Annotated in this window: 12 protein-coding genes and 1 tRNA gene; 3 read left to right on the forward strand and 10 right to left on the reverse strand. The window is 64.5% G+C overall.

Going from position 1 to position 13,252, the window contains the following annotated elements:
* Positions 1 to 39: 39 nt before the first annotated feature.
* Both OXR00_RS15235 and OXR00_RS15240 read right to left on the reverse strand, forming a co-directional pair.
* Complete coding sequence (locus tag OXR00_RS15235; protein WP_242148730.1) at positions 40 to 3,165, reverse strand: efflux RND transporter permease subunit; 3,126 nt, start codon at positions 3,163 to 3,165, stop codon at positions 40 to 42.
* A gap of 7 nt (positions 3,166 to 3,172) precedes the next feature.
* Positions 3,173 to 4,357, reverse strand: a complete 1,185-nt coding sequence (locus tag OXR00_RS15240) for an efflux RND transporter periplasmic adaptor subunit (RefSeq protein WP_242149085.1) — start codon at positions 4,355 to 4,357, stop codon at positions 3,173 to 3,175.
* Positions 4,358 to 4,646: 289 nt separating this feature from the next.
* On the opposite strand from OXR00_RS15240, the gene OXR00_RS15245 reads away from it, so the two are divergent.
* Entirely contained in the window at positions 4,647 to 5,366 is a 720-nt protein-coding gene (locus OXR00_RS15245; RefSeq protein WP_242148732.1) for an SIMPL domain-containing protein, read from the forward strand.
* 61 nt (positions 5,367 to 5,427) lie between these two features.
* Here OXR00_RS15245 and OXR00_RS15250 read toward each other — a convergent pair whose 3' ends face one another.
* The 3 genes from OXR00_RS15250 to OXR00_RS15260 all read right to left on the reverse strand — a co-directional run bounded on the left by OXR00_RS15250 (position 5,428) and on the right by OXR00_RS15260 (position 6,399).
* Positions 5,428 to 5,679, reverse strand: coding sequence for a GlsB/YeaQ/YmgE family stress response membrane protein (locus OXR00_RS15250; RefSeq protein ID WP_242148734.1), 252 nt, complete (start codon positions 5,677 to 5,679; stop codon positions 5,428 to 5,430).
* A gap of 95 nt (positions 5,680 to 5,774) precedes the next feature.
* Positions 5,775 to 6,074: a DUF1153 domain-containing protein gene (locus tag OXR00_RS15255; RefSeq protein WP_242149087.1), complete on the reverse strand. Its 300-nt coding sequence runs from the start codon at positions 6,072 to 6,074 to the stop codon at positions 5,775 to 5,777.
* A 97-nt stretch (positions 6,075 to 6,171) separates the two neighbouring features.
* Entirely contained in the window at positions 6,172 to 6,399 is a 228-nt protein-coding gene (locus OXR00_RS15260) for a hypothetical protein (RefSeq protein ID WP_267389123.1), read from the reverse strand.
* 190 nt (positions 6,400 to 6,589) lie between these two features.
* Between OXR00_RS15260 and mnmA the strand changes: the two genes are divergently transcribed.
* Complete coding sequence (gene mnmA, locus OXR00_RS15265; RefSeq protein ID WP_267389142.1) at positions 6,590 to 7,696, forward strand: tRNA 2-thiouridine(34) synthase MnmA; 1,107 nt, start codon at positions 6,590 to 6,592, stop codon at positions 7,694 to 7,696.
* A gap of 26 nt (positions 7,697 to 7,722) precedes the next feature.
* Here mnmA and OXR00_RS15270 read toward each other — a convergent pair whose 3' ends face one another.
* The 5 genes from OXR00_RS15270 to OXR00_RS15290 are packed head-to-tail and all read right to left on the reverse strand — an operon-like array spanning position 7,723 to position 11,365.
* Positions 7,723 to 8,514 (reverse strand): PhzF family phenazine biosynthesis protein, encoded by a 792-nt coding sequence (locus OXR00_RS15270; RefSeq protein WP_267389124.1) that lies wholly within the window; start codon positions 8,512 to 8,514, stop codon positions 7,723 to 7,725.
* Positions 8,511 to 9,461 carry a cation diffusion facilitator family transporter gene (locus OXR00_RS15275; RefSeq protein ID WP_267389125.1) on the reverse strand — a complete coding sequence of 317 codons (951 nt, stop codon included), beginning with the start codon at positions 9,459 to 9,461 and terminating at the stop codon, positions 8,511 to 8,513. The genes OXR00_RS15270 and OXR00_RS15275 overlap by 4 nt, the downstream gene beginning before the upstream one ends.
* Entirely contained in the window at positions 9,458 to 10,039 is a 582-nt protein-coding gene (gene pdxH, locus OXR00_RS15280) for a pyridoxamine 5'-phosphate oxidase (protein WP_267389127.1), read from the reverse strand. The genes OXR00_RS15275 and pdxH overlap by 4 nt, the downstream gene beginning before the upstream one ends.
* 46 nt (positions 10,040 to 10,085) lie before the next feature.
* A complete protein-coding gene (locus OXR00_RS15285) occupies positions 10,086 to 10,499 on the reverse strand; it encodes a DoxX family protein (RefSeq protein ID WP_267389131.1) in 414 nt (137 codons plus the stop codon).
* A 38-nt stretch (positions 10,500 to 10,537) separates the two neighbouring features.
* Positions 10,538 to 11,365: an EipA family protein gene (locus OXR00_RS15290; RefSeq protein ID WP_267389132.1), complete on the reverse strand. Its 828-nt coding sequence runs from the start codon at positions 11,363 to 11,365 to the stop codon at positions 10,538 to 10,540.
* 162 nt (positions 11,366 to 11,527) lie between these two features.
* On the opposite strand from OXR00_RS15290, the gene OXR00_RS15295 reads away from it, so the two are divergent.
* Positions 11,528 to 11,617: transfer RNA gene (locus OXR00_RS15295), tRNA-Ser, on the forward strand.
* Positions 11,618 to 13,252: the final 1,635 nt, after the last annotated feature.

Raw genomic sequence — 13,252 nt, forward strand, 5'->3', positions numbered from 1 at the left:
GACGCGCCGGATAGTTCAAGTCCGGCGCTCAGGCTTTCGTCACTCGGCCGCGTGCGGGGCCGGCGGCAGCAACGGCTTCTCGTCATGCTCGATCACCGGCTGGCCATCATCTCCGGGCCGGTAGGTGAGCAAGCGGCGACCGAGCCGCGGCCCCGCCCAGCGCTCGACCCCGACCGCGAGGCTGAACAGTGCCGGTACGATCAGCAGCGTGAGCATGGTCGACAGCGTCAGCCCGCCGATCACGGTGACGCCCATCGGGGCGCGGAACGACGTGTCGCCGTTGAGGCCGAACGCGGTCGGCATCATGCCCGCCACCATCGCCACCGTGGTCATCACGATCGGCTGCGCGCGCTTGTGGCCGGCGTCGAGGATCGCCTCGCGCACCGGAACGCCGTGCTTCATCTCCTCCAATGCGAAGTCGATCAGCAGGATCGAGTTCTTGGCGACGATGCCGAGCAACATCAACATGCCGATATAGACCGGCATCGACACCGGGTAGCCGGTGATGAGCAAAGCGATCAGCCCACCCAGCGGCGCGAGGATCAGCGAGCCCATGTTGACGAACGGCGGCAGCAGCCGCTGGTAGAGCAGCACCAGCACCGCGAACACCAGGAACACGCCCGCGAACACCGCGACGATGAAGTTGGAGATCATCTCCTGCTGCCATTTCGACGAACCGAGGATGAGTTCCTTAACCCCCATCGGCAGGTTCTTCATGATCGGCAGATCATGCACCAGCTTGTTCGCGGTGCCGCTCACCACGCCCGGCGCAAGATCGCTGCCGATCGTGATCTGGCGCTGCTGCGCGACGCGCTCGATCTTGGTCGGTCCGGCGCCGAAGCCGATGTCGGCGACGAGGCCGAGCGGCACCGAACTGCCCAAGGCTGTGGAAACCGGCAGGTTCTTGATGGTCGACAGCTTCTGACGCGAATCCTGCGCGAGCGCGACGCGGATCGGCACCTGACGATCCGACAGCGAGAATTTCGCGCTGTTCTGGTCGATATCGCCAAGCGTGGCGATGCGGATCGCATTCGACAGCGCACTGGTCGTCACGCCGAGATTGGCGGCGAGATCCATCCGCGGGCGAATGACGATCTCCGGCCGTTCGAGATCGCCGGCGATGCGCGGCGCGACGAGGCTCGGCACCTTAGACATCTGGGCGACGAGCGTCTGCGCCGCCTTGAGCAGGATCGCGGGATCATCACCGCCAAGCGTGACGGTGAAATCACGGCCCGAACTGCCCCAGCCGTTGCCCGACTGGAACGAGACGCGCGCATCCGCGAACTTGGCAAGCTGCGGCGCAAGTGAGCGTTCGAACTGCACGCTGGTCACGTCGCGTCCTTGGCCACGCGGCTTCAAAATCGCGGTAACGCGACCACTGCCGACCAGCGACCTGGAGTAGGTCGAGTCGACCTCGGGCTGTTTGCCGAGGAAGTCGGCGACCCTGCGCACCACCACCTGCGTTTCGGCAAGCGTGGTGCCGGGCACCATCTCGATCATCGCGCGGCTGCTGTCGCTGTCACGGTCCGGCTGAAAGGTCTGCGGGATCATCGAGAAGCACACCACCGTCAGCGCCAGCGCGACGGCGGCACCGACGATCGCGGACCAGCGATGCTTCAGCGTCCAGCGCAGCGTGGCCATATAGCGGTCCATCACCGGGCCCTCGCCGTGACTGGCGTGACCGTGCGACTTCAGGAAATAGGCGGCGATCATCGGCGTGATGAGGCGCGCGACTGCGAGGCTCATCAGCACCGAGACGACGACGGTCAGGCCGAAATTCTTGAAGAACTGACCGGCCAGCCCCGGCATCAGTCCTACGGGTAAGAACACCGCGACGATCGCCATCGTCGTCGCCAGCACGGCGAGGCCGATCTCGTCGGCGGCGTCGATCGAGGCCTGATAGGCGGTCTTGCCCATCCGCATGTGGCGGACGATGTTCTCGATCTCCACGATCGCATCGTCGACCAGCACGCCCGCGACGAGGCTCAGCGCGAGCAGCGTCATGTTGTTGAGCGTGAAGCCCATCAGATCCATCAACCAGAAGCTCGGGATCGCCGACAGCGGGATCGCGAGCGCGGAGATGATCGTCGAACGCCAGTCGCGCAGGAAGATGAACACCACCACGACCGCGAGGAACGCACCCTCGACCATCGCCTCCATCGCGGAGTGATATTGCGCCTCGGTGTATTTCACCGAGTTGAAGATCATCTTGAACTTGACCTTGGGATTGCGCTTTTCAAGGTCGGCGAGTTTCTTGACCGCGCCGTTGAACACGTTGACGTCCGAGCCGGTCTTGGAGCGTTGGAAGTCGAAGCTCAGCACCTGCCGGCCGTTCAGTTCGGACGAGGAGCGCTGCTCGGCATACAGATCGCGCACGTCGGCGATGTCGGCGAGGTGGATCGAGCGACCGTCACCCAGCGAGATTTGCGTTTGTCCGAGGTCATAGGCGCTCTTGGCGTTGCCCAGCACGCGCACCGCCTGTTCCGAGCCGGCGATTTCCGCGCGGCCACCGGCGGCGTTGAGGTTCACCTGCCGCAACTGCTGGTTGACCTGGCTCGCGGTCAGGCCCTGTGCCTGCAGTTTGAGCGGATCGAGGATCACGCGGATCTCACGGCTGACGCCGCCATTGCGGTCGACCGCGGCCATGCCGGGGACCGACAGCAGTTCCTTTGAAACGGTGTTGTCGATGTACCAGCTCAGCTGTTCGACCGTCATGTCGGTGCCGATCGCGGCGTAGCTGGCGAGATCGTTGCCGGTGGTGTTGGCGCGGATCACCTGCGGTTCGAGAATGCCGTCGGGCAGATCGCTGCGGATCTGCTGGATCGCGCCGCGCACATCCTCCACCGCACGGTCGATCGGGGTGCCGATGGCGAGTTGGACGACGGTTTCCGACTGGCCCTCGGTAACGGTCGAGTCGATCTCGTCGATACCCTGCAGGCTGCGCACCGCCGCCTCGACCTTTTGCGTGACCTGCGTCTCGAGTTCGGTCGGCGCGGCGCCCGGCTGCGACACCTCGACGATCACCACCGGAAATTCGATATCCGGCTGGTTGTTGACGTCCATCCTGATGAAGCTGACGATACCCGCCACGCTGAGCATGAAGAACAGGACGATCGCGAAGACCGGGTTGCGGATCGACCAGGCCGAGATGTTGCGGAAGCCCATGAGGGGGTTAGCTGCCTGTTTTCTGGAGGACCGGCTTCTGGACGATCGGTACGACCTTCTGCCCCGGCGCGAGGAACGCACCCGCCGACAGCACGACGCGCTCGCTGCCGTCCAGCCCGCTGGCGATCGCGACGCCATCGTCCGAAACTTCACCAACCGTTACGGCGCGGCGGACCACCTTGTTGTTCGGATCGAGGATGTACACGAAATTGCCGCGATCATCGCTCTGGATTGCGGAGTTCGGCAGTTGCGGCGCGCGCGTGGTGCCACCGCCGATTTCCGCCGCCGCGAAGCCACCCGGCCGCAGCGCCGGATTGTAGCCGAGCGCGATACGCGCGATCCCCTGCCGCGTTTGCGGGTCGATCACGGGTGAGATCTGCCAGACATGCCCCGGGTAGGTGGTGGCGCTGCCGACCGGGCGCACGGTTGCGACCGAACCGACATGGATCCTGCCAAGATCGCCCTCGCTCAACTGCGCCCGCATCTCCAGTTCGCCACCTTCCGCCATGCGGAACAGCGTGCCCGATCCCGATCCGACGATCTGCCCCGCCTCGACACCACGCGACAGGATCAATCCCGCTTCGGGGGCGCGGATGTCGAGCCGTCCGTTGCGGGCGAGCTGCTCCTTCAGGGTCGCACGTGCCACCTTCACGCGCGCTTCCGCTGCATCGCGCGTGGCAGCCTTGGTTTCGAGATCGGCCTTGGAGATGAAGCCGCGATCAACCAGCGCCAGCGCGCGGTCGTAGTTCGACTTCGCGATGCCGGCATCCGCCTCCGCCGCGCGGATCTGGGCGGCGAGCGAATCGCCGGTCTGCGTCTGTACCGAACGGTCGATCGTAGCGAGCACCTGGCCCTTGCCGACCCACTGGCCGGGTTCGACCAGCACGCGTGTAATCATGCCGCCTTCGCCCGCTACGCCGACCGGCATGTCGCGCCGCGCCGCGAGCGACCCGGTGGCGGAGATGACCTGCGAGACGGTCGAGCGGCCCGGCATCGACACGGTGACGGTGGGTAATTGCTCCACCACGGCAGCCTGCGGGGCCGCCTTGCTGTGCATCCACCACCAGCCGCCGACCAGCACCAGCAGGATCGCGACGACAGACACGATCACCAGCGTCCGCCGATAGCGCCGCTCCGGCGCGGGCAGCGCAAGCGTGCCGTCATTGCCCAACAACGGCGTTTCGTAATTCATCTCTGCCACGTCCTCGCCCCGGCCGGTCCCGCGCACTAGGGGCTGTGTTACATGAATAATGCACCACGCTCAAGCGCCGTTCGCTTTACGTCTCGTAGAATGAACGTTTCGACGCGACGCCGCAATATCTCCCGAACAGTCTCAGCGGCGAATCCTGTTACATATTGTCAGCGGTCGCGTGGTTTCAGCATTTTGTTGCGCGGTCGTTCCGTTCATCTTCGGTTTTTCTGACGCATGCGAATAGAGCCGCCACGGGCCTTGTCGCTTGTTCAACCGGGAGATTATTACGATGCGTTTTCCTCTTCATGTCGCGGCGTTGACGCTGCTGCCGTTCGCTCCGCTGCCGGCCGCGGCGCAGACCAGTGCGGCGCCGACCGTCCTGGCCGAGGGGACGCTTCTGGACGTGACCGCAGAGGGAAGCACGACACGGACGCCGGATGTCGCGACGATCCGGGCCGGTGTGGTGACGCAAGGAAACACCGCCGCTTCGACCCTCTCCGAAAATGCGCAGCGCATGACGCGCGTGATCGACGCGCTGAAGAAGGCGGGCGTAGCAGCGCGCGATCTTCAAACTGCGACGGTCAGCCTCAGCCCGCAATATCGCTATGCCGATGGTCAGGCGCCGGCCATCACCGGATATCAGGCGAGCAATTCGGTGGCGGTGCGGTTCCGCGACATCGCGCGGGCGGGCGCAATTCTCGACACGCTCGCTACGGTGGGCGCAAACCAGATCGATGGGCCGACGCTTGCGCTGGACGATCCCGATGCCGCGCTCGACGAAGCGCGGGCAGATGCGGTGAAGATCGCGCGGGCACGTGCCGAGCTTTATGCCAAGGCGGCGGGCATGTCGGTGGCGCGGATCGTGTCGATCGCGGAGAATGGCGCCAATGACGGCACATCACCCGGCCCGGTGGTGTTCATGCGCGCTGCAAAAGCCGCGCCGACGCCGCTTGCCGCCGGTGAATCGCGAGTATCAGCCACGCTCTCGGTGCGCTTCCTGCTGAAATAACGCAAAAAGGGCCGCGCGGCGTAACCGCGCGGCCCTCTTAGGCTTGATCCGTCAGTCGCGCTTAACGCAGCGAACCGCGACGCACCAGATTGACGATCGCGAGCAGGATGATCGCGCCGATCAACGAATAGATGAAGGTCATTACAGTGATGCCTTCGTTGATGCCGCCGCCGAAGATGAACGAGGCAATTACCGAGCCGACGATGCCGACGACGACGTTAAGAATGATACCCTGCTGAGCGTCGGTGCGCATGACCATGCTGGCCAGCCAGCCCACAATACCACCAACTACGAGCCAGATAATGAATCCCATATGTCCCTCCATTGCTCCCCAACGTCGGGGTTGACATAGACAAAGACGTATGGGCGGGAAGTTTGTTCCGGTTGCGATTCAACAATCCGTCGTGCTCAGTATTTCTGTTGGCGCTCGTACAGCGATTTATAATGCTGGATTCGGGTCACGCGCAGCCCGGGCATGCCGGAACGGTCGATCGCCCGCTGCCAGCCGGCAAACTCCTCCACCGTCAGGTTGTAGCGCTCGCACACTTCGTCCACGCTCAGCAGCCCGCCGTTGACGGCGGCGACCACCTCGGCCTTGCGGCGCACGACCCAACGCGTCGTCTCGGGCGGGGGCAACGACTCGAGGGTCAGCGGCTCCCCGAGCGGGCCGATTACTTTGGCCGGACGAATTTTCTGGTTCTCGATCATCATCACCTCGATCGGGGCGGGGGCCCCCTCTCAAACTCGAAACGGCAATATCTTGCCGGATTGAAGGGCGTTTAAAGCAGCGTGGTAAACGCTGCCTTCACGTCCCCTTCCAGCGGGTAAACAGCGCGGCGACGCGTGCATTGAACGCGCCGTGCGATGGCGCGAACGGCGTGTCCGTCACGACATGCGACGAAAGGCGGGCGTGCATCATCGCGGTCGGGCTGGCGGCCTGACGCGCGGTGACGCCGACCATCAGCACCGCCAGATCCGGCGGCAGGCCCGTAACGCGACCGTCGTGTTCAAACCTGGAGAAACTCAGATCCACTCGAATACGCCTCTGGTCACGCACGCCGATCGCTTCGACGAGAAGAGAGCTTTAGCCACGGCGTCTAAAGGGCTGGTAAAGCTCGCAAAGAAAAGTTGCGTAGTTCCGGCGTGGTCGCAGGGACGTCGCACGCTTCGCGATGCAGAGGTGCTTTGCATCGGCCTGTATGAAGGCCTATCTTGTGACCATGATCTCCGAAGCCGATTTCCAGCTTGGCGCCGATCTTTCCGGTCGCCGCATCGTCGTTGCCATGTCGGGCGGTGTCGATTCATCGGTGGTGGCGGCGCTCGCCGCACGGACCGGGGCCGAGACGATCGGCATTACGCTGCAACTTTATGATCATGGCGAGGCGGTCGGGCGTGCGGGAAGCTGTTGCGCGGGGCGGGATATTCGCGATGCGCGTGGCGTGTGCGACCGGCTTGGCATCGCGCATTACGTGTTCGATCACGAAAGCAGCTTCCGCGCCGACGTGATCGACGGGTTCGCCGACGAATATCTTGCCGGTCGCACGCCGATCCCGTGTGTCCGCTGCAACATGGGGCCGAAGTTCACCGATCTGTTCAAGATCGCGCGCGATCTCGGTGCGGACTGCCTTGCGACCGGTCACTACGTGCGCCGCGTCGAGGGCGCACAGGGCGCCGAACTGCACCGTGCCGCCGATCCTGCGCGCGACCAGAGCTATTTCCTGTTCGCCACCACGCAAAGTCAGCTCGATTATCTGCGTTTCCCGCTGGGCGGCCTGCCCAAGCCGCGCGTGCGCGAACTGGCTGCGGAACTTGGGCTGGGCGTGGCGATGAAGCCGGACAGTCAGGACATCTGCTTCGTACCCGACGGCGATTACGCCTCGCTCGTCAAGAAACTGCGGCCGGAGGCGGATACCAGCGGCGAGATCGTCGACGAGGCGGGCCGTGTGCTCGGCCGGCACAAGGGGCTGATCCACTTCACCGTCGGCCAGCGGCGCGGGCTGGAGATCGGCGGCACGCCCGAGCCGCTGTACGTGATTCGGCTGGACGCGGCGTCGCGGCAGGTCGTGGTGGGGCCGCGCGCCGCGCTCGGCGTAAGCGCGGCGCGGCTGTCGGGGATCAACTGGCTGGGCGGCGATTTCGCCGGACCGCTGACCGCCAAGGTACGCTCGCTCGCCAAGCCGGTGCCGGCGTGGCTCGACGGCGACAGCGTGCGGTTCGATGCGCCCGAATATGGCGTCGCGCCGGGGCAGGCGGCGGTGCTTTATGCGGGCGAGCGGGTGCTGGGCGGCGGCTGGATCGAGGAAACCGAGCGGGCACTGGTCGCGGCATAGCGCCAGCGCGACCGCAGGTCCGCCGCTTACAGGAAGAACGTCCCCTCGATCACGGTCACGCAGGCGCCGCCTAGCACCACGCGATCGCCGTCGAGCGTGCAGGTCAGGCGCCCGCCGCGCGCGCTCGCCTGATAGGCGGTCAGTGTATCGCGGCCAAGCCGCTTCGCCCAATACGGCACCGCGACCGCGTGCGCGGAGCCGGTCACCGGGTCCTCGTCGATGCCGCCGCCCGGCGCAAAGGCGCGGCTGACGATATCGGTCGTGTCGCCGGGCGCGCTGACGATGGTGAGCCAGTCGCCCTCGCGCGCCAGCTTGCGGAAATCGGGTTCGACCGCGCGGACCTGCGCCTCGTTTTCGAGCACGATCAGCCCGTAACGATGTTCGTGCCACAGCGTCTCCACCGGCGTCACGCCGAGCGCGGCGACGATCTCGGGCAGCGGCTTGGGTGAGGGCGCCCACACCGGCAGCGACAACTGGTAATCGGCGCCGGCACGCGCCACCTCCAGCGTGCCCGCCTGCCGCGTGCGGAACGTGACGCGCTCCCGGTTGCGGTCGGCGCTCAGCACGAAGTGGCCGCTCGCCAGCGTGGCGTGCCCGCACATCACCACCTCGTTGGTGGGCGTGAACCAGCGCAGCTCGAAGTCGCTGTTATCGCTCGCATCGGGGACGAGGAAGGCGGTTTCGGACAGGTTGTTCTCGGCGGCGATGCGCAGCAGCGTGTCGTCGTCGAGCCACTCTGACAGCGGCATTACCGCCGCCGGATTGCCCTCGAACGGACTGCTGGCGAAGGCGTCGATCTGGGTGAAGGGGAATCTCATGCGCGCTCCTTGGGCTTGCCGATCACGTCCGGCTCGATCAGCGGATTATTGGCATCGAGCCGCCAGCCCGGATCGACGTGGATCAGCACGTCCGCCTTCGGGTAGGCGACATGAATCCGCTCGGTCACCGATTCGACGACTTCGTACGCGTCGGCAACGGTCATTTCCGGCGCGACGTACATGTGGAATTGCACGAAATCGTGCGTGCCCGAACGGCGCGTGCGGATGTCGTGCAGCCCGCGCAGTTCGGGATGATCCGCGATCAGCGCGATCAGCCGGTCGCGTTCCTCGACCGGCCATTCCTTGTCCATCAGCAGGTCGATCGCGCTGCCGGCCGAACGCAGCGCCCCCCAGCCGAGCCACAGCGCGATCAGGACGCCGAACACGGGATCGGCGCCGCGCAGGTGCATCACCTGATCGAGTACCAGTGCGACGATCACAGACACGTTGAGCAGCAGATCGGACTGGTAATGCACATTGTCCGCGCTGACCGCGACCGAGCCGGTCTGCGCGATCACCCGGCGCTGATAGGCGACCAGCACGAGCGTCACGACGATCGCGGCGACCGACACGCCGATGCCGGTGCCGGCATCATGCGTGGTGGCCGGCGCACCGAACTGGCGGATCGCCTCCCACAGGATGCCGACCGCCGACACCGCGATCAATGCGACCTGGAACAACGCCGCGAGCGCCTCCGCCTTGCCGTGGCCGTAGCGATGGTCATGATCCGCCGGGATGGTCGCGACATGGACGCCGTACAGGGTGACGCACGACGCGACGAGGTCGAGCGCGGTATCGGCAAGCGACCCCAGCATCGCCACCGAATCGGTGGACCATGCCGCATAGCCCTTCAACGCCAGCAGGAAACATGCGGTCCCCACGCTCGCAAGCGCTCCGCGCGCCGCCAGCGGCAGTTTGCTGAGCGAAAGGCGCGAGTCCACGCTCACGGGTAGAGCAAGCCCTCGTTCCAGCCGCCAGCGGCCGTGCGCGTGAACAGCCGGCGTTCGTGCAGCCGGTGCGCGCGGTCCTGCCAGAACTCGATCCGCTCCGGCGCGACGCGGTAGCCGCCCCAATGCGGCGGGCGCGGCACGTCGCCGCCTGCGAAGCGCGCCTCCATCTCGGCGAAGCGTGCCTCGAACGTCTCGCGCGCGTCGAGCGGGCGGGACTGGTCGGACGCCCATGCGCCGAGCCGCGAATCGCGACCCCGGCTGGCGAAATAGGCATCACTCTCCGCGTCCGACACCTGCGTCACTGCGCCCTCGATGCGGATCTGGCGGCGCAGCGATTTCCAGTGGAACAGCAGCGCGACGTTGGCATTGGCGGCGATGTCATCCGCCTTGCGGCTTTGCCGGTTGGTGTAGAACACGAACCCATCCGGCCCGTGCCCCTTCAACAGCACCATCCGCACCGCGGGGCGGCCCTGCGCGTCAACGGTAGCGAGCGCCACCGCATTCGAATCGTTGATTTCGGTTACGCGGGCCTCGGCGTACCAGGCGTCGAACAGGGCAAAGGGATCGTCGGTCATGGCAATGCCTTACCGTGCGAACCGTTCGTTCGCCACCGCCGCGTCGCTATCGGAATGCGGAACTGCGCGGATAGCTATGCCGGCGCAGCGGCCAATCGATCACGCACCCGGCGAACAGCGCCCACCATACGATCACCGGCTGCAACAGCAGGCGAGGCACATGATACCAGAGGCTCAAACCGCCACGCCCCAACGTCACGTAATCGACCGCGTGCTTGATGTTGGCGGGGAACACGCACACCGCATACGCCGCGAGCATCACCCCTGCCCACCAGCGCAGGCGCGGCACCAGCAGCCCGATCGCGCCGAGGATTTCGCACAGGCCGGTCACTGCGATCGTACCCGCGGGGTCAGGCACCCACGCCGGCACGATCGTCAGAAACGGCGCGGGGTCGCGCAGATGCAGCACGCCCGCTGTCAGGTACACCGCCGCCAGCACCCAGTGCGAGCCCGTCCGCATCCGCTCCAGGCGGCGCGGCAGCGTTGGCTGCGACCGGATTATAGCGGGAACCAGTTCTGTTTGTGGCTGAACTTCATGTAACCGACATTGACGCCTTGCCGCCAGCCGACGCCGAGCCGGATCGGGATCAGCACGACGTTGCCCCAGCGCAGATATGTCGCGGCGAACCCGCCGACAAAGTACAGGCGCCCCTCGGCGGCGGGGAAGCGATGATAGATTTCCTCGCTGTCATACAAATTGTAGACCAGCACGAACACCTTGTTGGCATCGCCGCCGAGATCGAAACCGACGGACGGGCCGGTCCAGTAGATCGGACGTTCGCCCTCGATCTTATGGAACATCTTGCCCTTGCCATAGCGCAGGCCGAGCACCACCGCCGCCGAAGCCTCGCTGCCGGCGATGTACGCATTGGGTTCGCCCTGTTCCTTGAGCGTGCGCTCGAGGATGCCGGACAGGCCGGCGGCGCCCTTACCGAACGTGCCCTCGGCTGCGCTGAGCAGTTCCTCGCGCTTGAACGTATCGGGGCGGGCGGCGGCGGCCTCGGCCCGGTCGCGCGTGTCGAACCCGCCCTCAGCCGGTGCCGCTGGTGGCCGGGTATCGCGCCGCGCGGGCGGTGCGTCGTAGCTGGTGCCGGCCGACACGCGCGAATCGGTTTCGGCAGGAACCGGCGTGTCAGGGTAACGCTCCGGCGCCGGTTGCGCGCGCGGGGCAGGGTTGCTCATCGTCGGCGCACGCGGTGCAGGATTGCGAAGGTCGCTGTCGATCGCCTCGTTGGGATCGACCGTCCGCACCTGCGCGAAGCCGGGCGCCACCACCGTGGCGAGCGCACCCGCGATCATCGAACAACGAACAAAACCACCGCGCATCGCGCAACTCCCCCGAACTCAAGTCGCGGGAGCGTAGCGCCTGTTTTGCTTTATCCACAATGAACCACACGCCGAGGCGAGTCGATTTTACGGCAAATGTGCGCAACACATGCGGTTGATCCTTCCGAAAAGCGCCGCTATAGCCCCGCTCTGCCGTGCGCCGGAGACGTGGGTGAGTGGCTGAAACCAACGCTTTGCTAAAGCGTCATACGGGAAACCGTATCGAGGGTTCGAATCCCTCCGTCTCCGCCAAAAGTCACTAATTTCGCTGAATATTTTACGCAGTTAGCCGCTCTGCCCCCGGATCTGCCTTACCGGGTTTGATGCTGCGATGGCTTTCTGGCCAGCCTGCTTGCTGGTTGCCAACCTCTGCGCAGACGGTTGTCGGGCCTCCCGATCGGTCTCTTTAGCCGAATATTCTTCTGGCGCGCTTTCTAGCTGCGTCAGAAGCAGTCCTCGCACCATCCTCTTGGGCCTGCATGTGCGGGAAGGTGCCTTCGACTAGCTGCACGCCTCGTTGTGTCGGGCTATCCAGCGAACCGCGTCTGAATTGCTGCGCTACCTGAAGCTGGGGGCGCATTCCCCCCCCGCTTCTAGTTTGCAGAGGGTTTTCAGATATCGCTGGGTGGATGAGCGCCTGAACGGCCTCTGACGTAATATATAAGCCGCAGTTGCGCGGCGTTCTTCGCTGGGGAGGCAGATTTCATATTTTCACCGTTCATTTTGTCAGAGAGCGATGGCTTAATCAACGCGAAGCCTTCATGGTGCGAAGATCAGCATACGGACTTGATTAGGTGGCTCTATCGAAAGCCGATGGGAGGGCCATTTCGACTTTTAACTTGGCGAAGTAGAGTAAACTGCGGTTACCGACCAAGTCGACTTCGACCGAAAAGCCGAAAAGCCGAGAAGCTCAAGAAGGCGGTCATAGCGCTTACGGCCCATTCCCAACCGCCGAAAGTTCGCAACAGGGTCGGGCCGGCCCCGTACCGGCCCCTTGGACTGAATCCGAGACACCAGTGACGAACTAGAAGCAAAGGTAACTGACGTGGGGCGACAATAAGAAATGTTTTCTTTGCTTCAAATGAGGAACGCTGAGAGGAGGCCACTGCGATCGAGCGCATCCACGGCGAAACAGCGCATAGTTCGCGGTCGACGTGTAACGCAGCTTGCCGTCGACGAGGACGAAGCGGGCGTGGCGCGGTTCATGGAGATCTTTGACAGGCTGGATCGGTCTCGCGCGCGCGGGACACCACAGTAGACTCACGTTGTAGGAGAAGCGACGATGAAGATCGGATGATGATGGACGTGGACGTTTGACTGTTTCTCGAGGGGCGGGACCAAGATCCGGAGATCGCGGCTGAGCTGGCAGCCGAATTCGGACTCGAGGCATCCATTCAGCCGAAGGACATTGCGCGTATCCTCGCGAAGATGCTGGGCGCATCGAATGCCGATACGTTTCAGTCCATCGCAATCGAAGAAGGGTTGTCTAGCCATATCGTGGCCTTCGAGGTCGTTGGTGCGGAGAAGCTGCCTGATCCTGACCAGCCGGCGATGATCTGATGTGCAATCGCGCGCATGTCGAGTGAGCCCGAGACGCTATGGGGCTCCTCAGCCAAGCTGTTTGAGCTGGTCGCGCCGATCCGTCACGATCTCTGCCCAACGATTTTCTTCTTCGCCGTCGCGATGGCGCCACCATTATCTTTTGCCGTGATCAATCGGTCTTGGGCCTACGGTCGTGCAATGGTCAGTTGATTGATCGCTTCTGCCAAATCGCGGTTGCCGTTGCGGCTGCGTCCAGCAATTCCCGGTCGCTAGGCGCCACGGTAATCCCAATTTCAAATAATTCGCGCGCTTTACCAGGAGAGTTGTGTTTCAAAAAATGGTGCC

The organism is Sphingomonas sp. GC_Shp_3 (assembly GCF_026540945.1).
Lineage (GTDB): Bacteria > Pseudomonadota > Alphaproteobacteria > Sphingomonadales > Sphingomonadaceae > Sphingomonas.

What these genes read in the sequence shown, in the direction of transcription:
- OXR00_RS15235 (WP_242148730.1), bottom strand. Translation starts at nt 3,165, where the DNA reads ATGGGCTTCCGCAACATCTCGGCCTGGTCGATCCGCAACCCGGTCTTC.
- OXR00_RS15240 (WP_242149085.1), bottom strand. Translation starts at nt 4,357, where the DNA reads ATGAATTACGAAACGCCGTTGTTGGGCAATGACGGCACGCTTGCGCTG.
- OXR00_RS15245 (WP_242148732.1), top strand. Translation starts at nt 4,647, where the DNA reads ATGCGTTTTCCTCTTCATGTCGCGGCGTTGACGCTGCTGCCGTTCGCT.
- OXR00_RS15250 (WP_242148734.1), bottom strand. Translation starts at nt 5,679, where the DNA reads ATGGGATTCATTATCTGGCTCGTAGTTGGTGGTATTGTGGGCTGGCTG.
- OXR00_RS15255 (WP_242149087.1), bottom strand. Translation starts at nt 6,074, where the DNA reads ATGATCGAGAACCAGAAAATTCGTCCGGCCAAAGTAATCGGCCCGCTC.
- OXR00_RS15270 (WP_267389124.1), bottom strand. Translation starts at nt 8,514, where the DNA reads ATGAGATTCCCCTTCACCCAGATCGACGCCTTCGCCAGCAGTCCGTTC.
- pdxH (WP_267389127.1), bottom strand. Translation starts at nt 10,039, where the DNA reads ATGACCGACGATCCCTTTGCCCTGTTCGACGCCTGGTACGCCGAGGCC.
- OXR00_RS15285 (WP_267389131.1), bottom strand. Translation starts at nt 10,499, where the DNA reads ATGCGGACGGGCTCGCACTGGGTGCTGGCGGCGGTGTACCTGACAGCG.
- OXR00_RS15290 (WP_267389132.1), bottom strand. Translation starts at nt 11,365, where the DNA reads ATGCGCGGTGGTTTTGTTCGTTGTTCGATGATCGCGGGTGCGCTCGCC.